The following is a 25,499-nucleotide window of genomic DNA, read 5'->3' on the forward strand; positions in this document are numbered from 1 at the left end:
TTTAGGGTTAAGTAAATTCCTTTATATCTACATATATTGATTCAAGAAAATAAAAAAAGTCCAGGATGGATTTGGGAATTTACGATGCAAAAGAAAATCTTAGTTATAGCAATCAGCTCTATTTGGACAGGTTCTTTATATGCGGCAGCCTTTGATAAAACAGGACAATCTGTTGCGGCATTTTTGCAGCCTGATCATTATTTTGAAGCAAGTCTTGGAGTTACGGACACGTCTTTAAAGGGGCGGGAAGCAGGTACAAATTCAGGAAATAGTGCGATTTCTGATATTGGTCATACAGATTACCGCCCAACAGCTGCCTTAAAGTTACAGCTAGCTCCACAGTTCTCTTTTGGCTTGCTGTATGACCAGCCTTTTGGTTCAGATACAGAATACACAGGAAATAATAGCTTTGTTGCCACAGGCAAAGATATGGTGATGTTGCCTGGACTGACAACTACTAGATTGGCAAATGCAACCCAAGGCAATATTCCCACAGGAAATTCCAAATCAAGTTTCGATATACAGAATCTGAGTCTCATTTTGGGCTATCAACCCAATAAAAACTGGAACGTTTATGCAGGGCCTGTTTATCAGACCTTCAAAAGTGAAGTTGAGCTCAGAGGCAATATCTTTAGTGTTTACAATGGCTATGATTTGCATAGCAAAAGTGTTGGCGATTGGGGATGGCTGGCGGGACTCGCTTATCAGATACCTGAAAAAGCAATCAAAGCCTCTATAACTTATCGTTCTGAAATTCAGCATAAAGTGAATGCAGTTGAAAATGCACCCTTGGTCGATATGTTAAAAACTCAACAAGGCCGTGATTTGGTTGACCAGCATTTAGATTACATGATTTCTATTGGTCAGATGTCCCCACAGAAAAAGGAGGCATTGAATCAGATTGTTGCAGGATTGGCACATACCCAAGATTCAGGAACTACCCAGTTTAAAACCCCAGACTCAGTCAATCTTGAGTTTCAGACCGGTTTACGTCCAGGGACTTTGCTGTTTGGTAATGTCCGTTGGGTGAACTGGAGTGAGTTGAATTTTCAACCTTATCGCTTTGGTGAAATCTCAAAAGTAGTAGGTGTCCTTTCTACGCCAAGTCGCCCAGATGGTTTTAGTCTGGTTCGTTTTTATGATGATCAATGGTCTGCAAATTTAGGGGTCGGGCAGCGATTTTCACCTCAATGGTTAGGAAGTGTATTGGTCGGATGGGATTCGGGAGCGGGAGATAAAGTCTCTACAGGTGGGCCTGTTAAGGGATATTACAACTTAGGTTTAGGTGCTCAATATAGTCCAACAGCTCAATATTTTATTTCTGGTGGGATTAAATATTTCTGGTTAGGCGATGCCAAAGGGCAGCTCGGAGCACAGGCGGGCAGTGACTATTACGTCGCAGATTTCAGCGATAACCATTCAATCAGTTATGGTCTGAAAATTGGCTATAAATTTTAATGAGATTAAAAAAAGTTTATTGAGAAAGGAATTTAGACAATGAAAAAAGTTGTGAATCAATTGGGTTGGATCGGAGTAACCGCATTTCTGCTCGTCAATGCAGGCGTTGTACATGCTGATGAAGCAAAAGCAAGTCTCCCTGCGGTATCGGCAAAAGCATTAGACCTTATTGATGGTCAAACAGAATGGTTGAGCAAAACTTACAAGGATATTCACGAACATCCTGAACTAGGATTTATGGAAAACCGCACCTCTGCAATTGTAGCCAATGAACTAAAAGCTTTAGGTTTTGAAGTTTCGACAGGTATTGCCAAAACAGGTGTAGTGGGTGTTTTAAAAAATGGTAAAGGCCCAACGGTAATGTATCGTGCCGATATGGATGCATTAGCCATAGAAGAGGCGACCGGCTTGCCTTATGCCAGTAAGGTTCGCGCTAAACTTGCTGATGGCACTGAAACGCCAGTTGCGCATATGTGTGGTCATGATGCACATGTGACATGGATGCTAGGAATGGCGCGTACCATGGCGGCTTTGAAGAATGAATGGAGTGGTACCATTATTCTGGTTGCCCAGCCCGCTGAAGAACCGGTCACAGGTGCGAAAGCGATGTTGGCTGATGGCTTGTGGAAAAAATATAATTTACCCAAACCTGATTATTTCTTTGCAGTGCATACCACACCTATTCCTGTCGGTATGGTGTTGAATGCACCAGGTCCACGTATGGCAGGAACCGATCAGCTCGATGTTTTATTTAAAGGTGTTGCTGGGCATAGCTCAGTGCCTCATTTAATTAAGAATCCGATTAATATGGCGGCTAATGCGATTACCCAATATCAGACGATTATGGGCAATGTGGTCAGTGCTCAAGAGCCAGCGGCACTGTCTGTCGGTTCAATTCAGGCCGGCGCGACCAATAACGCTGTGCCGTCTTCGGCTTTGGTCAAAATGAATATCCGCTGGTTTAATCCAAAAGTCCGCGACAATATGCTCAATAGCATCAAACTTATGAGTGATGGCGCAGCCCAGATGCAAAGCATGGAAAAAGATCTACTCCCCGAACTGACAATGAGAGGTTCTGTAACACCTGTGATCAATGATAAAGATCTTTCTAACCGCCTAAATGGGCCTTTAAAAGCATTATTGGGTGATAAAAAGGTGGTGAATGATTTCCCTGCATTTATGGGATCAGAGGATGTGCATCATTTAATCGATGAGCAGAAAGATGTTCCATTTACTTTTATGTTTGTCGGGGTTGCCAATCCACTTACTTTTGCTGCGGCGAAATTAAAGGGACAAGCTGTACCTTATCTCCCGCATAGTCCGAATTATGTTGTCGATTTAAAGGCATTGCCAATGGGGGTAAAAATCACCACTGTTTCGATGCTGGAATTATTGAATAAGAAGTAAGGCTTTGAAAAAAAGATACATCGCAATCGATGTATCTTTTTTTATTTTAAGAGGGAAAAAATCAGCTTTTGGAGAGATTTTCACGATAGTGCAGTGGAGAGCAATCGGTCCAGCGACGAAATGCCCGTGTAAAACTGCTGACATCTGTAAAGCCGAGAATATAGGCAATCTCAGTAATACTATAAGAATTATTTTTGATATAAGAGCTTGCCAGTTCCTGCCGCGTCTTATCCAAAATTTCACTGTATGAGGTATTTTCTAAAGACAGTTTTCGTTGTAGACTACGCGTGCTCAGCCCGAGACTTTTAGCAATCTCTTGTTGCTGTATTTCTCCTGCCGCGAGATTTTCAATAATTTTTACCTTGATCCTTGCCTGAATATTTTCCTTATCGAAACGAGCCAAATAGCGCATGATAATTTCATCATATTCCTGTGACAGGATCGGATTTGCACCTTCCAGCGGAAGTTCTATCGTTGCCGTATCAAAGACAATCATATCTTGGGGTGCATTGAAAATAAGAGGGGCTTTGATAATACTGCGATACGTTTCGAGATCACTGGGCTCAGAACGTCTTAACTCGATCTGTAAGGGTGAAAAAAGTGATCCTTGCAACGCTCTGCATGAACGGATAAACACGGAAATAAAAGCATCGATTGATTCGTACTGAACTTCATCTGGAACATGGATGATGAAGTAATGATTCTGGTCTTTGCCATAGAACTCCAGTTCCGGAATGTCCGTTACCAAACGAAAATATCTGATGATTCGGATAAACATCTCTTTGAGTGTGGTACTGGTCGCCAAAGAATGTCCCAGAACATGGAAGGTATGTTGATTGACCTGATTGGCAACTTTAAGCCCAAAACATGAATCTTGTGTTGCCGCGGTTGCCAGTTGCCATAAACGTGCGGTTTGTTGCAGAGAGTAGCGGGCATTCGGATCATTCAGCGCCTGTATATCCAGTCCAGCCTGTTCAATTAAACTTTTACTATCACAACCTGCTTTTTCAAGGGCTTTTTGAATTGCTTTTACCCAACTTGTCAATGCTGTAGCCGTCTGTTGCATGTCATGTCCTATAACTTTTAATTCTCATTCTTGAACTGAGTATAAGGTTTTTTTCATCATTTTTTTATTCAATTCTGCTGACAATTATGAATTGGCATCTATAGCCAATAAATTGGCGTTTCGGGTTAAGCATCAAATCACCGATCTAAATACAGTAGAGTCATAAGAACATCGAGGAACGATGATGAGCTACGTATACAAAGATCCGGCAGGTATGACTGATACCGAAAAAACAGAACATATTAAACGTGTCGTTATGGACGAAGGCGTTAGATTGAGAAAACGTTATTCTGTTTTAAATCACCAAAATACCATTGGCGCTTTAATTCTATTATTTTCCTTACTCGGAATGGGCGCTACCGCCTATTTTTACATCACACAACAGCTTTCCGTGTGGTGGACTATTCCGCTGATTGCATTTTTTGCTTCTTTCACCCATGAATTAGAACATGATCTGATTCACTGGATGTATTTTCGTAAAAAACCGTGGGCACATCATTTAATGATGGGGCTGGTTTGGCTGGCTCGACCAAGTACCATTAATCCCTGGTTACGTCGAGAACTGCATTTCAATCATCATAAATGTTCGGGTACAGAAAAAGATGTTGAGGAAAGAGCATTATGGAACGGTGAGCAATGGGGTGTACTGCGCTTTTTTGCTACGGGCGATAATGGGCTATCTGTTTTATTTAGAGTATTTAAGCTGAAAGACAGTCATCTCCGAAAAATGGTGATTAAGCGGAGTTTAGCTGCCTATTTTCCTTTGGGTATCATTCACTGGTCAATCTGGTATGTGTTTCTAGGTTTCCATGCCCTGAATGCGATTTCAAGTATTGTTGATGCACCGATTTTATGGTCAGCAACGACATTACAAGTCATGTACGTGATCAATATTTTGACCGTGGTATGGGTTGCCCCAAATGTCTTACGGACTTTTTGCCTACACTTTGTCACCAGTAATATGCATTATTATGGTGATGTCGAATTGGGCAATGTGATTCAGCAGACGCAGGTGTTGACTCCGTGGTGGATGCTACCGTTCCAGTTATTCTGCTGTAATTTTGGTTCAACCCATGCAATCCATCATTTTGTGATTAAAGAGCCTTTTTATCTTCGACAGATGACTGCACCCGTTGCTCATCAGGTGATGCGTGATATGGGTGTTAGATTCAATGACCTCGGCACATTCAAGCGTGCCAATCGTTGGGAACTGAATAAGATTGTCGATTAAGCATAACAGGAAGAGTGTAGCGGAGACGTTATACTCTTCCTCTCGCTGGCAGAACATTGTTTTATTGAATTCTTGTAAAATCTCTTCTTGGATGCAGAAGGCTGCACTGATCGCATTCAATGAAATATCTTGAATATTGAAAATTCACATTCACTGTATAGAAATGATTTTCTCTCATCCATCATAATAAAAATTTCACATTGTTGTTCTATAAACGCTATGATTCTAATGAATATCTGATAAGAACAAGTTCCATTAGAGCAGTTAAAAAATGAAAAAAATTGCAGTAGCTTTGGTTTGTTTAGCTCCATTATCAACATCTATTCTTGCCAATGATTCTACGGGCTATGTTGGGACAGGCGGCATTCAATATCTCAAAAATACACAGATTGTGATGCAAAGTGAAGACCTGTTTATTAGCAAAAAGCTGATCAAGGTTGATTATGTTTATAACAATTTAAGTAAGAAAGATATTACTGAAACCGTGTTATTTCCCTTGCCGCGTATCGATAATTTCTTTGAAGCGGATTTCGCGCATACCGAGCAGCTTCTAAAAAGTTTTAAGATTATTGTCGATGGAAAAAATATAAAACCTGAAATGCATGTGCGGACATTTATTCAAAAGGATGAAAAGTCGACGCTCATTGATACGACAGATGCATTTAAACAATGTGGCTTTAGTCAGACTGATATGCTCAATCCTTGGGCGAGAAATAACGATGATTATGAATATTATCAAGATAAATTGAGACAATGTAAGCAGCCACAAATACAAAAAATTCTAGCCAATTTCCAAAAAGATGATGTGATTCCGTGGTCATCTCAAGTGATTTATAGTTGGAAACAGACCTTTAAAGCCAATGTATTAACCAAGATTCAACATGCATATCAACCATTGGTCGGTGGTTCTGTTGCGTTATATCCAGATGAATATAATCAGAAATTTTGTATGGACGCCCAATTTAAACAGGGACTAAAAAAAGCCAGTGCAGAACATTCGCCGTTTAGCGCCTTGAGCTATATCCTGACCACAGGAGCAAACTGGGCCAAGCCGATTGAAAACTTTAAGTTAACCATTGAGCGTGATAAAAACGAGCTGGTGTCTTTTTGCTGGAAGGGAAACGTCGAAAAAATTAGCCCAACCCGATTCCAGATGATCAAGCACAATTTCATTCCCAAAAATGATCTAGATATTATCTTTGTGACTGTGAAATAAGCACTCACTGAAGGTCATCCTCATAAAAATTCAATAAATGCCTAGCGTCATCAGGGGTGTAACTCTCATACTATCAGGTGAGTTAGGGAGAGACGACACAGGATTAAGCGTGAATTTAAAGAATCTGGAAGCATTTTATTGGGTGGTGACTTTAAATAGCTTCAATAAGGCTGCAACAAAATTACAAACCACCCAGCCTGCGGTATCTCAAAAAATCACAGCACTTGAAAACGATCTTGGTTTTAAGATTCTAGACCGTAGTTTTCGTCAGTTTAAACCAACGCATAAGGGTATGACTTTATTTAAGTATGCTGAAAAGTTTATGCGCCTAGAGACGGATCTGGTGGCTGAGCTGACTGAAAACCAGCATTTGACTGGCACAATTCGCTTGGGTGTATCGGAAACCATTGTTTATACATGGCTAGTTGAATATATCGAAAAGGTTCAGCAAGAATTCCCCAAAGTTTCAGTTGAAATTGTGGTCGATCTGACGCCTAACTTACAGGAAGGTGTGCGAACAGGTGATCTGGATATGGCCTTTTTGCTTGGGCCAACCTTAGCCTTTGAATGTATCGAACAGGCACTGTGTAATTTCGAACTAAGTTTTTTGGCTTCACCTTCGTTTAAAGGTGGAATTGGGCAAATGTCATTTAAGACATTAATGTCTCATACCATTCTGACCTATCCAAAAATTACTTATCCTTACAAAGAACTCAAAGCAAAAATGAAAGAACAAGGGATTGATGAGCCACTTTCAATAACCAGTTATTCATTAGCAACACTGCTACGTCTTGCTGAGCAAGGTTTGGGCATCGCCGTTGTGCCGACCTTAACCGCCTTGAAGGAGATCACTGACGGTCGGCTGGAAATCTTAAATACGCCGATTCGCCTAAAGACCTTCCACTTTACCTCGGTGTATATTCATGGCAACGATGTGGCCTTGAAAGAAAAATTAACTGACGTTGCAGTGATGGTGTCAGATAGTGCCATGAAAAGACTGAATGCGCAGATTAATACTTAAATGATTGGCGGCATTTTCCAGTTCTTTTTCTCATTCTTATAAGCATTGCTTATTTGCCAAGTGATAAACACAGCTTATAGAACGTGATAAGTAAAATTTATCATTAAAGATATTGAAAATAAAAATATTTAAAATTCAAAATCTTGGGTTTAACGGTTAATGTAAAAAGTCGTATTGTTCAGCTGGCGGTGCTGTGTTTTTATCTTAAATACAAGATTTGATGAACTCATGTGGTCATTCAGGAACAGAGAATCTTGGTTATTGAAAAGGATTGAAGAAGATCATTGGTCAAAAATGATACTTCTGAATCAAATTAAAAATAGCGTTATGAAGCTCAAATGGATGAGGAACGCATTCAATATGTCTTTACTGAAATCTTCTTTTTTATCAGATCGCCAATGGGCCATTGTCGCCTCGATCTTTATGATGGCAACCTCAGCAATGGGGCCCGGATTTTTAACCCAAACTGCTGTATTTACAGTGAAGTTAGGCGCTGCATTCGGCTTTGCAATTTTAGTTTCCATTCTCATTGATTATGTAGTTCAACAAAACATTTGGCGAGTAGTAACACTGACTCAAATGCGTGCATCAGATATTGCCAATAAAGCATTACCGGGTAGTGGTTATTTACTGGCATTTCTGGTGATTTTGGGCGGTTTTTTCTTTAGTGTCGGTAACATTGCAGGTGCAGCTTTAGGTCTAAATGCACTTTTTGGTCTAGACACAAAGTGGGGCGGTATTTTAAGTGGTGCGTTAGCCATTTTGATTTTTGCATCAAGAAAAGCCACGCTTGCCATGGATAAAAGCATGATCGTGTTGGGATTGCTGAAAATCATCCTGATCATCATCGTCGCAGTCATTGTAATGCCTCCTGTTGGGCAAGCGGTACAGCAAACCTTTGCGCCAGATCAGATCGACTTTGCCATTATTACCACCATTGTCGGTGGTACGGTGGGTGGTTATATCTGTTATGCAGGTGCACACCGTTTACTCGATAAAGGCGCGGTTGGCCCTGAAAATATTGATGAAGTTGCTAGAGCTGCGACCAAGGGCATTGTCGTGGTCGGCATCATGCGCTACGTATTGTTTTTAGCATTTTTAGGTGTGGTGGTCAGCGGTGCAACGATTGATTTAGCCAGCCATGACGCCAATCCGGCAGCTCAAGCATTCCAATATGCAGCGGGTACATTCGGTTTTAAATTATTTGGTTTAATTTTCTGGGCAGCGGGTATTAGTAGCACGATCGGCGCAGCATATACTTCAGTGTCATTCTTTACTGCGTTTAAAAAGAACTTAACACCAAAACAAACCAACTATACGACCATAACCTTTATCGCTTTGGCTTTATTGCTCTATGTATTATTGGGTGCAACACCAGCGGGTCTACTCATTTTTGTGGGCGGTTTTAACGGTCTGGTGTTGCCAATTGGCCTTACAATTTTTGTGTATGTTGCCGCGTGCCGTAAAGATTTAATGGGTAATTACAACTATCCAAAATGGTTACTTATTTTGGGTGGATTAACATGTCTGTTGACGTGGTGGATGGGCTATATGTCGTTTACGACAGTGTTTAACTATTTGACCAAGCTTTAAGCCAGACTTTGTTAAGTGATAAAGGAATAATGCCATGTTTGTAGATTTAAATAGTGATTTGGGTGAAAGCTTTGGCTCATGGAAAATGGGTAATGATGACCAGATTTTACCTGTCGTGACCAGTGCCAATATTGCGTGTGGCTTCCATGCTGGCGACCCGCTCGGCATTTTAAAAACGGTTCGTAAAGCTGTTGAGCTGGGTGTGACCATTGGTGCTCATGTGTCTTATCCAGACCTTGTTGGTTTTGGCCGCCGTAATATGGATTTGTCACATGACGAGCTTATTGCCGATGTGCTTTACCAAATTTCTGCACTCGATGGCTTGGCAAAAGTGGCAGGTTCAAAAGTGCAATATGTTAAACCACATGGCGCGCTTTATAACACCATTGCACATGACCAAGCTCAGGCAGCAGCAGTGATTGATGCGATTAAAATGTATAACCCTGAACTGGTTTTAGTGGCTTTGGCGGGGTCGAACCTAGTTGAGCAGGCACGTGCGGCTGGTTTAAAAGTGGTGTCTGAAGCATTTGCAGATCGTGCTTATAACAGCGATGGTTCACTGGTGTCTCGTCGTCTCGAAGGTGCTGTTTTACACGATTCGGCATTTGTGGCGAGCCGTGTGGTGTCTATGCTTAAAAATGGTGGGGTAGAGTCAATTGACGGTGTCTTTACGCCAATTCAGGCCGACACCATTTGCTTACATGGCGACACCGACGGTGCGCTAGAGATGTCAGCAGCCATTAAAGCCGAGCTTGTAAAAAACAATATTGAAATCCGCCCGTTTGTAAACAAAACATAAGGATGAGCATCATGTATAAGGATATTAAAGTCGACCCAGCTCAGCTCGAAGCCGCATTAGATGCGCGTTTAAAAATCCGTGCAGGTTTTGATAAACCAACGGCAGGCATGGCTGCGGGCATGACACAGGTCAACATGATTTCGGTGCCAAAAGAGTGGGCATATGATTTTTTACTCTATGCGCATCGCAATCCGCAAAGCTGCCCAGTACTTGATGTGCTTGAAGAAGGCATCTACGCAACTCAGCTTGCAGCAGACTCAGACATCCGAACTGACTTCCCGCGCTATCGAATTTGGAAAGATGGCGAAATGGTCGATGAAGTGACCGATGCGAGCGAGATTTACAACGGCCATCCTGATTTGGTGACTTTCTTAATTGGCTGTAGTTTTTCGTTTGAAACTGCTTTGCAAGAAGCGGGCATTGAAGTTCGCCATATTCATGACGATACCAACGTGCCGATGTATTTAAGCAATATTCAGTGTCAATCGGCAGGGCGTATTTCAGGAAACATGGTCGTTTCTATGCGACCAATTCCATCGCATCAAATTAGCGAAGCGGTAAAAATTACAGCACGTATGCCAAGCGTGCATGGCGCACCTGTACATATTGGGCACCCTGAAAGTTTGGGCATTAAGGATGTAAATAAACCTGACTTTGGTGATGCTTCTCGTATTGAAGCAGGTGAAATTCCTGTGTTTTGGGCATGTGGGGTAACACCGCAAGCAGCAGTCATGAACTCGAAAATTCCTTTTGCGATTAGTCATGCACCGGGTCACATGTTTATTACCGACATTCCTGACCGCGCTTGGATAGGCTAATTGGACTAAAGAACAATTAAAAGGATAAGCAAATGCGTTTTTTATCGGTAAACGCCGACTGTTTTCTGATTGAGCTTCCGAGCCTTGAAGAAACTTTGGCGTTGTACAATAAATTGCAAAATACGCAATTGAATGGAATTAAAGACTTAGTCCCCGCTGCAAAAACAATTTTGGTTTTTTTCAACGAGATCGAAACCAACTTTAAAACACTGGTTGCTTCAATTCAGAGCCTTAAAGTTGATTCTGGATTTGAGCGTAGCAGCCAAGATGTGATTGTGCAGATTCGTTACGACGGTGAAGACCTTGCTCAGGTTGCCGAGTTACAAGGGCTGTCTGTAGCCGATGTGATTAGAAAACATCACGAAAGCGTGTGGAATGTCGCTTTTATTGGTTTTGCGCCGGGCTTTGCTTATATGAGCAGTCCCGATAAGCCTTTTACCGATATTCCACGCTTAACGGTTCCACGTAAAAAAATACCGTCAGGCTCTTTGGGTTTGGCTGGAAAATACTCTGGTATTTATCCAAAAGACAGTCCGGGTGGCTGGCAGCTAATTGGTACAACAACAGAAAAAATGTGGGATTTAGAGCGTAAAAATCCAGCACTACTTTTACCGGGCATGACCGTACATTTTGAAGATGTCACGCATAGTCCAACTACTGTGAGTGTACCGAAGCAAGTCACACGTACAGTTGAGCAGAAACAATCTGTGCCGCTATTTACGATCACTGCGCCAAGTTTACAAATGCTTATTCAAGACGAAGGGCGCTTAAACCAAACCAATATTGGGGTTGGGGTTGCAGGGGCAATGGATTCATCTGCCATGCATAGTGCCAACCGTATTGTGGGTAACCCAACCGACACACCCGTTATTGAAGTTTTAAATGGCGGCTTAAAAGCCAAGATGCAGCATGCATGTGTTATTGCGGTGGCTGGGGCTATTTCAAATATTCGTGTGAAATTTGCCGATGGGCAAACCGCAGACTTTGCAAGCTATCAACCGATTGATTTAGACGAAGGCGATGAATTTCAAATTCAGCCACCAACAGCAGGTTTAAGAAACTATTTGGCAGTTCGTGGTGGCATCGATGTTGAACCAGTGCTCAATAGCGCTTCATTTGACAGCTTGGCGGTGTTAGGGCCAGAACCTTTAAAGCTTGGAGATACCATTTATCAAGGGCAGATAAAGGCAGCCAACATTAGTCTAAATGAAGTGGGCAAAAGTGACTTGCCACAAGCTGGCGAAGTCGTTGAGCTAGATATTGTGATGGGGCCGCGTACAGACTGGTTTGAACAAGACAGTATTGGACTGCTCTGTCAGCAAGAATGGCTTGTGACCAATGAAAGCAACCGAGTCGGGCTAAGACTGTCAGGTGAGCAGCCCCTAACTCGCAAAATTACCTACGAGCTGGAAAGTGAAGGCACATGTATTGGTGCTTTGCAGATACCGCCGAGCGGCCAACCCGTTTTATTTATGAATGATCACCCTTTAACGGGCGGATATCCGGTCATTGGCTCTGTTGCTAAACACCATTGGGACTTGGTGGCACAGATTCCAGCAGGTTGCCGCATCAAATTTAAAAAAATTGCTGAATTTACAGATTTTGAGAATGAATGATGAATACAGAAAAATTATTGATTGCGAATCGTGGTGAAATTGCCGTTCGTATTATCCATGCTTGCCGCGATATGGGAATTGCTTCGGTCGCGTTATATGCAGATGATGACATTGGCAGCATGCATGTCGAACTTGCAGATGAAGCATGGGGCTTGGCTGGTGCGACTGCCAGTGAAACCTATTTAAATATTCCTGCCATTATTGAAGTTGCAAAGAAATCAAAAGCGACGATGGTTCATCCGGGTTATGGCTTTTTATCTGAACGTGCTGAGTTTGCCCAAGCCGTGATTGATGCGGGCTTAAAATGGGTCGGGCCATCACCAAGTGCCATTGAAAAGCTAGGTGATAAAATCGAAGCACGTAAAATTGCTGCTTCAGTTGGTGCGCCGTTGGTTCAGGGTACGCAAGATCCACTCAATAACGCAGATGAAGCTTTAGAGTTTGCCAAGCAATTTGGTTTACCCATTGCCATTAAAGCTGCGTTTGGTGGTGGTGGTCGCGGCTTAAAAGTTGCGTGGAAACTCGAAGAGGTTCAAGAGCTTTATGAGTCGGCAGTACGAGAGGCAAAAGCTGCCTTTGGTCGTGGTGAATGTTTTGTCGAGCAATATCTTGATAAACCGCGCCATGTAGAAGCGCAAGTGATTGCCGATCAGCATGGAAACATTGTGGTGCTTGGCACACGTGATTGTTCGTTGCAACGTCGTAACCAGAAGTTAGTTGAAGAAGCGCCAGCACCATTTATTAGCGACGAGATTTTTCAACAAATTTTAAGCTCGGCAAAAAACATTTGTCAGGCCGCAAACTATGTCGGTGCGGGTACAGTTGAATATTTACTGAGTCGTGATGGCAAGCTTTCATTCTTAGAAGTAAACACACGTTTGCAAGTTGAGCATCCCGTTACCGAAGAAACCTCAAAAGTCGATTTAGTGGTTGAGCAAATTCGTGTTGCGCAAGGTGAAGTGCTTTCTATTAAAGAAACACCGAAAGCCCAAGGCCATGCCATTGAGTTTCGTATAAATGCCGAAGACCCAGCACGTGGCTTTATTCCTGCATTTGGTGTGTTGAGTTTATTTGAAGCGCCGTTTGGTCACGGTGTACGTGTCGATACAGGTGTTCGGACTGGCTCTTTAGTGTCTAGCCACTTTGACTCACTCATGGCAAAGCTGATTGTGACTGGTCCAACTCGTGAAATTGCAATTGCTCGTGCTAAACGTGCATTGAAGCAATTTAAAATTGAAGGCGTAGCTTCAGTTTTAGACTTTCACCGTGCAGTACTCAATGAACCTGATTTTACCGATGAGTTTAATGTACATACGCGCTGGATTGAAAACGACTTTAAACAAGAGTTAAAGCCGACGAAACGAGGCATTCCAAACCATCAACAACCAATGCTACTCAGCTACATTGAAATTGATGGCAAGTTACATCGTTTAGGTTTACCTGCGGGCATGTTTGCACAAGGCCCAGCAAGCGCAGTTCAAGCACAAACAGCCGAGCCAGAAGTAAGTGCCGAGCATTTACTTGCCCCAATTAATGGTGTGATGAGCGCTTGGAAAGTCGAAAATGGTGAGCAAGTCACCGAAGGCCAAGTGGTTGCCATTATGGAAGCTATGAAAATGGAAGTGCAGGTACTGGCACACCGTAGTGGTGTGATTCAGATTGGTGCAGAGAAGGGCACGACTTGTCAGGCAGATAGCATCATTGGCACGATCCGTTAAGTTTATTCAAGAAACTTACAAAAATTTTTTGGCCTGATAACGCTAATCTGCTCTATCAGGCTGAATTCAACCTATTTGTTTGAAATAGAAAAATATATAATCAGATATAAGGCTAAATTTTGTTGAAGAATCAAAATATTGTGTGAAATATAACTAAATTACAGAGAGAGTTTTAATTTTAAATTGTGATTTTAATCACATATTTACCTGAGTTAAGGAAAGTTTCACCTGATTAGTTTTTGCTTTTAACTTATTGTTTTTTAATATTTAACAAGAAGAGCTACATTTTTCGTTACAACCCTTTAGTCGACAAACTTTGTTTTTATTTGCGATATTCGCTTGCAAACTTAGCAAAGGAATTTGCCTATGGTGTCATTTTTATTCATTGGTTTGATCATTACGATTTTACTTACACCCGGTCCAACGAATACATTATTGGCTTCATCTGGAATTCAGGTTGGTGTAAAGCATTCACTTAAATTAATCCCATCTGAGGTTTTAGGCTATCTTATTGCGATTACAACTTGGGGATTTTTACTGGAGTCGGTTTCCCATTTAGTACCGTGGTTGCCTCCGTTATTAAAGCTATTTAGTGCTGTTTTTATTATTTATTTAGCTGTAAAGCTTTGGTTAACCTCAACAAAAGAAATTGATTTAAATCAGCCATTGATTACATCTAAGGCATTATTTGTTGCAACACTGCTTAACCCGAAAGCGTTATTATTTGCTTCAGCAGTCTTTCCACATACAGCATGGTTGAATCCAGATCAATATTTTATCCATATGGGAACATTTTTAGCCCTGATTACGCCAATTGCATTTTTATGGATTGCTTTTGGAACCATGTTGATTTCTAATAAAGTCGTTTGGTTAAATCAACGTAACTTGCAACGAACTGCTGCTTTTATTTTAACTTTTTTTGCAATGCCTTTAGCTTTTTCGGCAATTACATCTTTTTAATTTATTTAGTTTTTTTTGATTTTTAAAATGGAGTTATTTGATGAACAATATAAAAATCAAAGTAAAGGATCAATTTGAGGCTGAAAACATAGCCGTTGCCTTAATTCGAAAGGCGAATGATCAAGAAATCCCTTTATTTAAAAGAATAGAACACATTGAAATTGAAGGAGAGATCCTTCTGCCAAATATGGAACTTCTTTATGAAAACCCAAAAGATGGCCGTATCTATAGATTTATAGAGGAACTATAATTGAGTTATTGAGAAACTTATATTCTCGATGATAAGATGAATTCCATGATCAAAAGTCATGGAATTTTTTGTTGCTATTATTATTCGATTGAATTATTTAAATTTTCTTACTTGTATCTATCTATTTCCTAGAAGCCAAGTGTTCGAAAATTATTGGAAATTAAAAAATATAATAAACAAGATGCTTAACCGTATTTGATTTGTTGTTTTTTATAAAGAAATTATATTAATTAATGATGGGATTATTCCTGATTTTTATTAAATACATTAACTGTTAAATTTAAATGGTTTTAATGATAATTTTTTAGTTGATGTCTTTATATAATGAACACTCTTTTTTATAGGGTGTCTTTAATGATTGAATGGATTTGTAAAACATGTAAAAAGTATAAGCGGTTTAATCCGAATACTTTAAAATTAGGGCAGATTGTTTCCTTTTATCAATATGAAGTGATTGCCGGTAAGCTAAATAGCTTAATCAAAAAGGGCGTGATATTGAGAATAAAGAACAAAATTTTGACCGTACTGGATAATGGTTTAATCCTTTACTTTAAGGATACGCAAGTTTATCCGCTAGATGCACCTGCGCAACTTGTTTATAAAATATTTGGTGAGTGTAGATGTTTGGGGCGCTGATCAATATTGGATAAAATGAGTCAATAGAAGGAAGATGTTTGAATGATAGTGTGAAATTCTTGTTTCATTAAAAGAATATAAATAACAAGATTTTAATTCAATAAGAATAAATTAAAAATAGAAGTCTAGATTTTTTACTCAATATCTCATCCCCATCCAAAGCTCTATTTAATGATATTCCTTTGTCAATTCCGTAAATTTTCAAGCTATTTAGATAAAAAATAACAGTGCCTAAGATTTTAAAAATCAACAATAAAATGATGACTTTAAATAATAAAAGACATCATCTGATGCCTTTTATTTTAAAGATTAGATCATTGAAGAGGTTTAGAGCATTTTAATTTGCCGTAGTTTCTCTTCGTGGTAATTCGCTACGTGGTACGCGTGTTAGATCCATCGTCATTTGGGTAAAGGCTGCAGTTTGTCGATGTAACAAATCAAAATCAACAAAATCTACGGTATCAAGACCATAGTTCAGCAAGTACGCTGGTCCTGTGAGATAGTTGATGGTTGGAATACCACCAGCACCCCAGAAATAGTGTCCTTCACCTGGCCAGACCGAATCTTCAGCATAGCTTCCATTTGGATGTAATGGCGGCATGATAAAGGTTGCACCCGCTTTGGCATTGACTGGCCATTGCTTAGATAACTCGACAAGGGCTGGTTGGTTAGAAGTAAATATAGCTCCAAACTCTTTTTTACCCGTTGCAGTGAGCACACCTTTTTCATTTGGAACCCATTCATTGATACCCAAGTGTTCGATCGTGATCGCAGCGTTGATTCGATCCGCAATACCATCATTTTTGTGCTGATCCAGAAAACTACGGATCCCGCTACCTGCAAAGAAATGGCCCGTCGACAGCATGATCATGACACTTCGATCTAAAGACTTTTGAGGTAGTCGAGTCAGATATTGGGCAATATCAATGACTGCATTTGGTCCATTGTCCTCAACACCATTCGTACCATCAGTATGACTATTCAGTACAATCAGTTCATCACTTTTTCCAGCAATAGTGCCGATGATATTTTGGGTCGTCACTTCTCTTTCTGTCGCGTTCAGTTTAATTTGAACAGTATGCTTAGCATTAGCTTCTTGGCGTAGTTTGACGCCTGTTGCCATATCTACATAAAAACCTGGTAAACCATAAACCTCGGCATAGAACGGTGCATAAATTTGAGCAAGTTCTTTACTGCCTGCATCGTTAGCAATAAATACAATTCCCTTGGCATTAATTGCTTTAAAGCCTTTGAGCAGATTAATGACAGAACCCATGCCATTTGCTGAACGTTTATAGGGATCTGATGGGTTGAGGGTATGATCTGGGTCGTATGTACTTATTGCTCGATTGGCGTAGAAGTTTACAGTGAGTGCGGGAGTTGGAAAATCTAAAAGCACAATTTTATCTGCATACTCGGCTGCCAGACTTTCAATAGAGGTAGCCCCAGTTAATAAGCTTTGTAATTGAGTTGGTGTTAAATATTTAAGTTCAGCGGTGGTGCCTTGAGTAGGTGTAATGCCAGAATAGGGCACATAAGATGCACTCACGGTTTCATATTGGTTGATACCAGAACTAATCCCTAAATTCCATGAAGTGGGTTCCCAGACTTTAATCTTGATTTCTTCAAGATGTACATCTTTCACACCTGCTTTTTGCAAACGTTTATATAGATCCTGCGTATAAGCTTCATGTGATTCAGAACCTGGTGTACGTAAACCATAGGCATCGAGTTCTTTATGCCACTCACGCATGAGCTGGGTTGGTAAGAATTGTGTTTCATCAACCTTAATTGCTGCACTTGCTGGCAGGCTTTGAGTCGGCCATTCTTGATCTTTGGAAGGAGAGGTATCTGAAGAGGACTGATGATCATTTCCACAACCTGAAATAAACAGTCCCAATAGACAAGCTGAGGCAAATTTGCGATATGAACGTTGATTCATCCTGATGTTCATTTCTTTCTCCATATTGGATGTGCGCTATTTAAAATTTAATTTATTTGTAAAGGATGATGGCTAAGATCTAATAATGAGTTGGCTATTCACCAGACTTATAGATTGCAATCCATTTACGCATCTATATCATTTCCTAATGATAGGCCTACCCAGCATAAGCTTAAATGATAGAAGACAAAATAACGGAAGCAGGACATCTCATTGTGTTTTTAGGGCAAATATAGAGAAGAAAATAGTGTGACTCAAACTAAGCTTGATACATGAGATAGATTTATTTCTTTTTATACATCAACAAATTTTTTTGATATTGCCCAGGTGTATAAGTGGTTAGTGTGCGAAACCAGCTAATAAATGAATGGCTGGTGTTAAAGCCCAAAGATCTAGTAATCGATTCAACTGTATTTTTCTTATCTTGAAGATAATTTTCTGCAAGTTCCAAACGGACTTCATTTAAAAGCTGACTATAGGTTTTACCTTCTTGTTGTAAGTTGCGGCTTAAAGTTCGTTCATTCATTCCTAATTGTACTGCAATCATTTTTCTGGAAGATTTTCCTTGATGAAGCATCAGGCGAATACGCGCCTTAACCTGTTCAATCAAGGTAGTTTTTATTACCATCTGCTCAAGAAGTTTGCGTGCTAATTGCTCGACACTATCATATAGGGCAGCATTCATTGTCTTTAGTGGAAGGTTGAGTGCCTTATCTGACAGAATCAGAGCTGATTCAGGCATGCCGAAGTAGACAGGACATTGAAATGTTTGCTCATAGATGCTTAACAATGCAATATCATTTTTATCGGTCATTTCATGATGAAAGTGCACTGCCAGTAAATTGGGATAACCATTGTCCCTGATCAGCCGTACCAACATAGACCAGTAGCCCAGATTATTTTCTGTTGCACAGCGCACAAAGATCGGATGTTGGGAGTTGCAATCCCAGCCCCAATAGACCAGATTAGATTTTCTTGTTAGCGATATTCTACCGATTCTTCCAATCAATTGCTGGTAGCGCTGCATCATTTCGATGGCATCGCCCAAGGTACCGCTCAGTGGTACTAAATGTCCCAATACCCCGTAAGCCGTAGGGTCGAGTTGTTGTAGCAGTTTGATACTAATCAGAGGATCATGGTTGAGCTGGTAGCAGTAATTCACAATACGTTCCAGATAGTACAGGGGAATACAGGCATTCGGATCAATCAGTAATTTTTCGTCAAGGCCACTGGCAAGGAGCAAAGCTGAGCGGCTGGTCTGAAACATCGCCGCATTATCTAGAATATGCTTGATTAAACTGACCAGAACAGCACTATCGACTGCTAGTTCTTGCGAGGATAAATTCATTTCCATTGAGCCCTGCAATATATGAACCTATAGTATCGTTTTAGTATAACGACGCATATATGTTCAATAACCTCAAAACAGCCCCTTCATTTTTTCTGTAAGCCATAGAATCCGCACGGTGAAATTGTTTTTAAGTTTATGTATTTAAACTCTCTATATCAAAATCAAATCGAGTAAGTTTGTTACGCAGCAATGGCATCGCAAAATCCAGAAAGAGTTTGGTGACGAGTAAAACATTTTGTCGTGTGGGAAGCAGTGCATTCATTAAAGAGTCAGGAGATGACCATTGCGAATGAACGCTAAACACTTCAATAAACTGATTTTCTCTTAATTCATCAATACATAAATAATGTGGAAGAATGGCAATTCCCATTCCATTTTTAACAGCAGACTTTATAACAGACATATTTCCGCAGCTTAAATAGGGTTCAAATTGTACGTTTAATACGTCACCATTTTTGTGGACAAAGTCCTTTAATACATAATTTTCATGTATCCCTAGTGTTATATAGTTGAAGGCTGTCAGTTCACTCGGATGTTCTACTTGGACTTTACCGTTGTTATAGTTTTTACTTGCGACCAGTATCATCGGAATCGCGCAGACTGGACGTACAATTAAACTCGAGTCTTCCAGCGCTTTGGAAGTAATGCGAAAAACCAGATCAACCTTGGAGCTGATCAGATCGATATTGCTGTCTGCAACATGGATAATGACTCGTATTTGAGGATATTCCTGCATAAACAAGCCCAGAATTGGAACAATCGCTTCTTGAGCAAGCGTTGAAGAGCAACCGATTCTTAATGTGCCTTGAGGTGTGCTGGAAAGGTCTGAGGCGACAGAAAAAGCATTGCGTGCGGCTTGTCTAAGCTCTACAGCATAGTGATAGACTTGTTCACCTGCTGGCGTCAATACAACATTTCGGGTGTTTCGATGTAACAAACGAATGCCCATTCTATTTTCAAGATCAGCAATATGTCGACTTAATTTAGAGCGTTGTATGCCTAAACTACGCGCGGCTGCTGAAAAGCCTGCGTGTTCTACAACTTCAGTAAATAATAAAAGATCGTCGAGTTTTTCCATTCGCCCTATAAATCATTGTTGCTATTTTTAGAACAGTATATTGTGATTTTTATGAGTTCTGTCAATTTCTTTAAGTTGCTAAATTATTTAAAGGTATATGGATGGGATTTTTATAAATGAGTATATATAAAAATCAACTGATTCGTAAGAGTTTGACAAATAAAGTTTTTGTATCTATTTTGATGTCATTTGCATTCACTTCAGTTGCTGCTCAGGATAATGGTAAAACTTTTGATCAGTCTGCATATCAGAATCGACCCATGCTGGCGGATTTTACTGCAGCTGCATGTCCCGATAATCCCCGCGCTTTAACACAGGTCAAGGGCAATCTTTATCGTCATACTACAGGTGCTGGTTTAGCGGTGCATAGTGGTTTTGTCTTGATTACTAAAGAAGGTGCATTGGTAATCGATCCAGCAATGACATGTACATCTACCTGGTTAAAAGATGAGATCAAGAGTCGCTTTAATATACCTGTGAAATATGTGGTGTATACCCATGCCCATGCGGACCATATCAGTGGCGGTCAGGTCTTTAAAAATGCGGGTGCAACCATCATTGCAAATCAACGTGCGGTTGAACCTATTGTCGGAGAGAAATTACCGACTGCATTACCCGATAAAGTTTTTGATCAGGATATGAAAATCACATTAGGAGGTGAGGAAGTCTTATTACATTATGTTGCACCTAGCCATTCCGACAGTATGGTGATGGTTCTTTTCCCAAAATATAAAGCGTTGCAATGTACGGATGTCTGCGAAAGTAAGAGCATGCCTTACAATGATTTTTTAGATTTTTATTACACAGGCTGGATTGATACGTTGAATTGGGTGATCAATCAGGATGTGGATATTATTGATGTTGGGCATTATACGCCCGCCACACGTGCAGATCAGATTGCACTCCGTCATTACATTATCGATTTACATCAACAAGTTTTAGATTTGGTTCGTGCAGGACAGTCATGGGATCAACTCTATCGAAACGTAAAATTTAGTCCTGAAGTACAAAGCTGGACAGGTTTTAGTACGATGAAAATACCAAATATTCAGGGAATGTATCGGTGGGTGACTAACCATCGAAGAGGCAACTGGTAATTACCATCCTCATTCATAGGAAGATGTATCCAATCACGGATTCTAATCTTATTTAAGTGCACCATTATCTTGAAGATAACGAATTTTCATGTGCTTTCTTACGTTTTCAATAAGGAAGTCGTGAAGAATATCCGAAATTTTCATAAGCAATTAATGAGTATTAAAGTGTTAGAGATTAAAGATTTAGAAACCTTTATTAATGTTGTCGAGAGTTCTTCTTTGGCAGATACGTCTAAAGAGTTGAACGTGAATCAATCCACGATCACCAAGCGTATCAATCAGCTCGAAGAGAAAGTGCAAGGAGAACTATTTAATCGAAGAAGTCGACCGTTACGATTAACACAACTGGGAGAGAAAGTTTATTTTAAGGCGCGTTATATTCTTGGACAACTTGAAAAGCTGGAAAGTGTATATGAACAGGAAATTGGACTGTCTAAGGAAAAAGTAAAAGTCGGTATTTCAATTACTTTGATGGATGGTCTGTCTGAGTACCTATATGAAAAATATAAATTTGCTCAATCTTCCACAGAGTTTGATATTTATGGGGGCAGAGCGCAAAGCCTGATCCAGCAGGTGCAGAATAAGGAGCTGGAGCTGGCGATTGTCATGTTGCCATCCAATTTCAAGTTACCAGTGCATTTATCTTTTTTAAATATTGGTGCAGTACCGTTGGTCATCGTGTCTAAAAATGTAGGCGTTAAACAATATAGCGATTTAGAGAGTTGCTGCAAAAAAGGGTGGGTCATGCCGCCTGAGGGATGTTACTTAAGAGAACTTTTAAGTGATGTCTTACAAGAAAAACAGTTAAGTTTTGATGTGAATAAAGAAGCCTTTGGAATAGATTTTTTATTGGACAGTATTTTAAATGATGAAGGTTTAAGTATATTGCCGAAACCATTTTTTGATCATTATATGAAGTCTAACAATGATTTAGAGGCTGTTTTGGTAGAGGATTTTAAGGTAAACCTGAATCTAGGCGTTATTTACTCAGATAAGAAATATCTGGATAAGGTGAGTTATTTCTCAAAAATCTTGAAGCAACTCTACTTTCGTGAAAACCCCTATAATTAATATTTAAGCTACCTTGCAAAGTAACTGATAGACTTACTCTAAGTCTATTATTTGCTTAGCGTTTTATCTAATAATAATAAAATGAATAAAGCCAATTCTATTAAAAAATGTGTAGGCGGTTGCAGAACCCTCGTATTACTTACATGTAAGGTGGGAATCTTTACAATTAAAAAATAGTTTTCATCTCAAAATAAGAATAACAGCTTGCACCTAAAGGAAATAGAAATGCCTCAATATTTAAGAATTTCTGAAAATATTTATCGGAAATTTAAGGAAAATGATAGATTTACCGACAATAAACAAGATTGTCTGAATCTCATCATTAAACAAATCCGTAAAGAACTTGTCGATACAGATCTTAAGCTAATTTATAACTATATTGATTTTGTTGACGGATTTGAGCAGCCATTTAAAGATCGACGAATGACTCTGGATATCAGTTTAATCCCGAGCTACAAGCATAAAGATGAATTTGTGTTATGGCTTGCAGGTTTTATTGAAAAAATTACGGAAGGTGGGGTAAAACGCTTAGCGCCGATTCATGCCAATATTCCGCCTGAATTTACCTTCCAGAGCGATCCAAATGTCGTTTTAGATATACGAAATGAACATAGTGGCGAAAGAATTATCTCTTATTTTAGGAGTGATGACTTCGCAGAAGAAATCAAGAATATCTGATTCGATTGAATAAGCAGCGGATCTCTTTAGTAGATAAATGAGATCGTTATGCTTTTTGCTGTAAATATTATAAAAATCAGGGCTTGAACCACGATGAACAATACAAAAGCTTGCTGAATAAGTTATTTTTCGTCGAATCAGATTGAAAGATAGAGGGAGGCCGGATTTAGGTAAAGATTAAGCTAAATTTTATGCCAATTGATACAACATAACATGATAATATTCATCACTAAAATTAAAAATTATTGGGCTTGAGAATGAAAAAGACACTATGTTCTGTGGTTATTTTTATTATATCAACAGTGACTTTTGCTGCTGATGCATCTGCAAAGTTACAGAATTTAGAGCCTGTTCCCGCTGCTCAGATCTCTACGGACAAAAGCAAAAAATCGCTTATTAAGCAATCTGTGAAAAAAGCCAATATTAATGAGGAAGTAGATACCCAAGCCTTAAAGCTAGGCGGTATCCATCGTAGAGAGGATGCGCGGGAATATCTTGAACTCAGAAATGATGTAGAAAAAGAACCGCAACTACAGCCGATAGAAAAAGCCAAAGTGAAAAATACTACCGAGGAAGTGGCAAGCAAATAGCCGTTGCTCAGGTATCAAAGGGATTTGATCAGGCAAGTTTGGATCTAAGATTAGAGGCTTCAAAACGCGATAAAGCGAAATATCGATATCTAAGTGATTACATTGTGCTTGGAATTATTTTGAAACGTTTCCTCCCTTCATTGTAACCCGATGGTTAATTCAATATTAAAAAAAACCATGATTTTAGAGTGAATTTCAATGACTTAGCGTTTTAAAGAATAAAACTATAATACTTATAACTCTTGTTACAACCATTTGATCGACAATTTATAGAAAATTTCCCATAGTCCTATGAACAAGATTATTGGGAGAACTGTTATGGATAAGATTACAGTCATCGTAAAAGATCAAGAAGAAAATGAGTCTATTGTCGTGGCCCAGTTAAATGACCTCGAAGATCAGGATATTCCGTTTTTTAAACGTGTTGAACATATCGAAGTTGAAGGGCATATTATTCATCCAAATATAGATTGGCTGTTTGAAAGTGAAGCAGATGGAAAAATCTATAAACTCGTTGCACCTGTGGACGATAAAAGATTCGTTTAAATTCAATAAAGTTCAATTTCTGTTATAGAAAACCCACTTAGCATTAAAATAAGTGGGTTCTGTTGTTGCCGATCATAAAAAATATCGTTTTCTTCATCAATTATTTTTATTCTATCAATATCTCTCGGGTACTGCACGGGAGATGATTTAAAGAGCTGGCGGGTTGACGTGCGGAGTCCAAGCTCTTTCTAAATCAAATATCATTTTCAGAGTGGTCTGGATCAAGTAATTGGGTTGAGGCCTTTCACGATATCATTAAATTCTGAACCATTTAACCAGAAGGATTTCTTGAGGAAAAGTGTGGTCATAATACTCTCGGCACTTTCACTGTCTGGACTTTCACAAAAGAGCCCATAGCTATTGCCAAGTACGGTGTTGTTTTCAATCAGACGAATAAAATATGCATGTTGTTCGTCTGCATAACCTAAAATAGCATCACGTTGATTGTTCATTTTTCATGTCTCCACATCAAAAATATTTGAATAAAACCTAACTGCTGAAAGATCAGAAATATTTATGAATCAGATCAATAGCTTACTCTTTTAAAACAACCGTTGAAAAATCATAAGTTATTCATTTAAATCATTAATTTGCTTTGTTTCACATCCTTGTCTAAGTTAAACAAGCCAAAATCTGATCTATGGGATTTATTGTTATGCAAAATTAATTGGCCGTCAACTTGAATTTGTAACTTTTTCAAGTTAAATTATTTAAACGCATTTTAGACTTGGGTAAGGGGGGGATATGACCAAAAAAACGGAATTTGAACATGGCGGTGCCAGAGCTAATGCTGGACGAAAGGCCCAGTTCAGTGAACCAACAAAAGTGATTCGTGTACCTGAGTCTCAAGTAGATTTCATCAAAAACTGGTTACGGAATAATGTCAAAACAGGCTCACGTTCTGATTTGACCTCCTCATTGAAAATACAAAATGTACAAGCCAATAATGATCGACTTTACCATATTCCGCTTGCAACGGAACGTGTTGCAGCGGGTTTTCCATCGCCTGCTCAGGATCATATTGAACAAGCACTGGATTTAAATCAGTTTTTAATTCGTAATGAAAATTCTACTTTTATCGTTAAAGCAAATTCACTTTCAATGCTGGATGCGGGCATTGATATTGATGATCCTCTCGTGGTGGATCGCAGTTTATCTGCCAAATCGGGTGATATCGTTATCGCCTTAATTGACAATGACTTTACCGTAAAACGTTTAATGATTGATCATCATTTCAATCCACCAAAAGTCTGGTTAAAAGCTGAGAATCCAGACTATCAGGATATTTATATTAGCGAAGGCCAAGAGCTACTGATCTGGGGTGTTGTGACTTACAACCTGAAACCGATGAGATAAG

23 protein-coding genes and 1 pseudogene are annotated in these 25,499 nt (G+C 39.6%); 19 read left to right on the plus strand and 5 right to left on the minus strand.

All coding sequences use genetic code 11. The annotated features are described in order from the left end of the window. Positions 1 to 84 precede the first annotated feature (84 nt). The gene (locus tag IEV36_RS09850; RefSeq protein WP_005258673.1) at positions 85 to 1,458 is read left to right on the plus strand and encodes an outer membrane protein transport protein; all 1,374 of its coding nucleotides are present in this window, start codon (positions 85 to 87) and stop codon (positions 1,456 to 1,458) included. A 39-nt stretch (positions 1,459 to 1,497) separates the two neighbouring features. Continuing rightward, a complete protein-coding gene (locus IEV36_RS09855) occupies positions 1,498 to 2,865 on the plus strand; it encodes an amidohydrolase (RefSeq protein ID WP_005258672.1) in 1,368 nt (455 codons plus the stop codon). Positions 2,866 to 2,926: 61 nt separating this feature from the next. Here the strand turns inward: IEV36_RS09855 and IEV36_RS09860 are convergent, their stop codons facing one another. After that, the gene (locus tag IEV36_RS09860; protein WP_005258670.1) at positions 2,927 to 3,931 is read right to left on the minus strand and encodes an AraC family transcriptional regulator; all 1,005 of its coding nucleotides are present in this window, start codon (positions 3,929 to 3,931) and stop codon (positions 2,927 to 2,929) included. A 214-nt stretch (positions 3,932 to 4,145) separates the two neighbouring features. Between IEV36_RS09860 and IEV36_RS09865 the strand changes: the two genes are divergently transcribed. The 11 genes and pseudogenes from IEV36_RS09865 to IEV36_RS09915 all read left to right on the plus strand — a co-directional run bounded on the left by IEV36_RS09865 (position 4,146) and on the right by IEV36_RS09915 (position 15,789). Further along, positions 4,146 to 5,162, plus strand: coding sequence for a fatty acid desaturase (locus tag IEV36_RS09865; protein ID WP_155757705.1), 1,017 nt, complete (start codon positions 4,146 to 4,148; stop codon positions 5,160 to 5,162). Between the two features lie 271 nt (positions 5,163 to 5,433). Further along, positions 5,434 to 6,378: a DUF4424 family protein gene (locus IEV36_RS09870; protein WP_005258666.1), complete on the plus strand. Its 945-nt coding sequence runs from the start codon at positions 5,434 to 5,436 to the stop codon at positions 6,376 to 6,378. Between the two features lie 109 nt (positions 6,379 to 6,487). After that, on the plus strand, positions 6,488 to 7,399 hold the full coding sequence (gene mumR, locus IEV36_RS09875; protein ID WP_004770567.1) for a LysR family transcriptional regulator MumR: 912 nt from the start codon (positions 6,488 to 6,490) through the stop codon (positions 7,397 to 7,399). 338 nt (positions 7,400 to 7,737) lie between these two features. Next, positions 7,738 to 8,992, plus strand: a pseudogene (locus IEV36_RS09880) (NRAMP family divalent metal transporter). Between the two features lie 34 nt (positions 8,993 to 9,026). Then, positions 9,027 to 9,791 carry a LamB/YcsF family protein gene (locus IEV36_RS09885; RefSeq protein ID WP_005258655.1) on the plus strand — a complete coding sequence of 255 codons (765 nt, stop codon included), beginning with the start codon at positions 9,027 to 9,029 and terminating at the stop codon, positions 9,789 to 9,791. Between the two features lie 2 nt (positions 9,792 to 9,793). Further along, positions 9,794 to 10,609, plus strand: coding sequence for a putative hydro-lyase (locus tag IEV36_RS09890; RefSeq protein ID WP_155757690.1), 816 nt, complete (start codon positions 9,794 to 9,796; stop codon positions 10,607 to 10,609). A 32-nt stretch (positions 10,610 to 10,641) separates the two neighbouring features. Beyond that, complete coding sequence (locus IEV36_RS09895; protein WP_005258651.1) at positions 10,642 to 12,225, plus strand: 5-oxoprolinase subunit B/C family protein; 1,584 nt, start codon at positions 10,642 to 10,644, stop codon at positions 12,223 to 12,225. Continuing rightward, positions 12,225 to 13,943, plus strand: coding sequence for an acetyl/propionyl/methylcrotonyl-CoA carboxylase subunit alpha (locus IEV36_RS09900; protein WP_005258649.1), 1,719 nt, complete (start codon positions 12,225 to 12,227; stop codon positions 13,941 to 13,943). Before IEV36_RS09895 ends, IEV36_RS09900 begins: the two co-directional genes overlap by 1 nt. Before the next feature lie 366 nt (positions 13,944 to 14,309). Continuing rightward, entirely contained in the window at positions 14,310 to 14,903 is a 594-nt protein-coding gene (locus IEV36_RS09905; RefSeq protein WP_005258647.1) for a LysE family translocator, read from the plus strand. 40 nt (positions 14,904 to 14,943) lie between these two features. Beyond that, entirely contained in the window at positions 14,944 to 15,153 is a 210-nt protein-coding gene (locus IEV36_RS09910; RefSeq protein ID WP_004770555.1) for a hypothetical protein, read from the plus strand. A gap of 354 nt (positions 15,154 to 15,507) precedes the next feature. Continuing rightward, on the plus strand, positions 15,508 to 15,789 hold the full coding sequence (locus IEV36_RS09915) for a hypothetical protein (RefSeq protein WP_004770553.1): 282 nt from the start codon (positions 15,508 to 15,510) through the stop codon (positions 15,787 to 15,789). Positions 15,790 to 16,126: 337 nt separating this feature from the next. On the opposite strand, the gene IEV36_RS09920 is transcribed toward IEV36_RS09915, so the two are convergent. From IEV36_RS09920 to IEV36_RS09930, 3 genes are all read right to left on the minus strand, one after another. After that, entirely contained in the window at positions 16,127 to 17,731 is a 1,605-nt protein-coding gene (locus IEV36_RS09920) for a M28 family peptidase (RefSeq protein ID WP_050560017.1), read from the minus strand. 283 nt (positions 17,732 to 18,014) lie between these two features. Beyond that, complete coding sequence (locus IEV36_RS09925; RefSeq protein WP_005258639.1) at positions 18,015 to 19,085, minus strand: AraC family transcriptional regulator; 1,071 nt, start codon at positions 19,083 to 19,085, stop codon at positions 18,015 to 18,017. Positions 19,086 to 19,215: 130 nt separating this feature from the next. Beyond that, a complete protein-coding gene (locus IEV36_RS09930) occupies positions 19,216 to 20,160 on the minus strand; it encodes a LysR family transcriptional regulator (RefSeq protein WP_005258637.1) in 945 nt (314 codons plus the stop codon). Positions 20,161 to 20,276: 116 nt separating this feature from the next. On the opposite strand from IEV36_RS09930, the gene IEV36_RS09935 reads away from it, so the two are divergent. The 5 genes from IEV36_RS09935 to IEV36_RS09955 all read left to right on the plus strand — a co-directional run bounded on the left by IEV36_RS09935 (position 20,277) and on the right by IEV36_RS09955 (position 24,142). After that, positions 20,277 to 21,257 carry an MBL fold metallo-hydrolase gene (locus IEV36_RS09935; protein WP_005258635.1) on the plus strand — a complete coding sequence of 327 codons (981 nt, stop codon included), beginning with the start codon at positions 20,277 to 20,279 and terminating at the stop codon, positions 21,255 to 21,257. 153 nt (positions 21,258 to 21,410) lie between these two features. Next, entirely contained in the window at positions 21,411 to 22,328 is a 918-nt protein-coding gene (locus IEV36_RS09940) for a LysR family transcriptional regulator (protein WP_032810389.1), read from the plus strand. Between the two features lie 225 nt (positions 22,329 to 22,553). Beyond that, entirely contained in the window at positions 22,554 to 23,006 is a 453-nt protein-coding gene (locus IEV36_RS09945) for a hypothetical protein (RefSeq protein WP_005258630.1), read from the plus strand. Between the two features lie 257 nt (positions 23,007 to 23,263). Further along, entirely contained in the window at positions 23,264 to 23,596 is a 333-nt protein-coding gene (locus IEV36_RS09950) for a hypothetical protein (protein ID WP_005258628.1), read from the plus strand. A 318-nt stretch (positions 23,597 to 23,914) separates the two neighbouring features. After that, on the plus strand, positions 23,915 to 24,142 hold the full coding sequence (locus tag IEV36_RS09955) for a hypothetical protein (protein ID WP_004770538.1): 228 nt from the start codon (positions 23,915 to 23,917) through the stop codon (positions 24,140 to 24,142). A gap of 221 nt (positions 24,143 to 24,363) precedes the next feature. Here the strand turns inward: IEV36_RS09955 and IEV36_RS09960 are convergent, their stop codons facing one another. Next, positions 24,364 to 24,594 (minus strand): hypothetical protein, encoded by a 231-nt coding sequence (locus tag IEV36_RS09960; protein ID WP_004770535.1) that lies wholly within the window; start codon positions 24,592 to 24,594, stop codon positions 24,364 to 24,366. A 292-nt stretch (positions 24,595 to 24,886) separates the two neighbouring features. On the opposite strand from IEV36_RS09960, the gene IEV36_RS09965 reads away from it, so the two are divergent. Then, positions 24,887 to 25,498 carry a LexA family protein gene (locus IEV36_RS09965; protein WP_004770534.1) on the plus strand — a complete coding sequence of 204 codons (612 nt, stop codon included), beginning with the start codon at positions 24,887 to 24,889 and terminating at the stop codon, positions 25,496 to 25,498. Position 25,499 lies beyond the last annotated feature (1 nt).

The sequence above is a fragment of the Acinetobacter vivianii genome (assembly GCF_014635885.1).
In the GTDB taxonomy this organism is placed as follows: domain Bacteria; phylum Pseudomonadota; class Gammaproteobacteria; order Pseudomonadales; family Moraxellaceae; genus Acinetobacter; species Acinetobacter vivianii.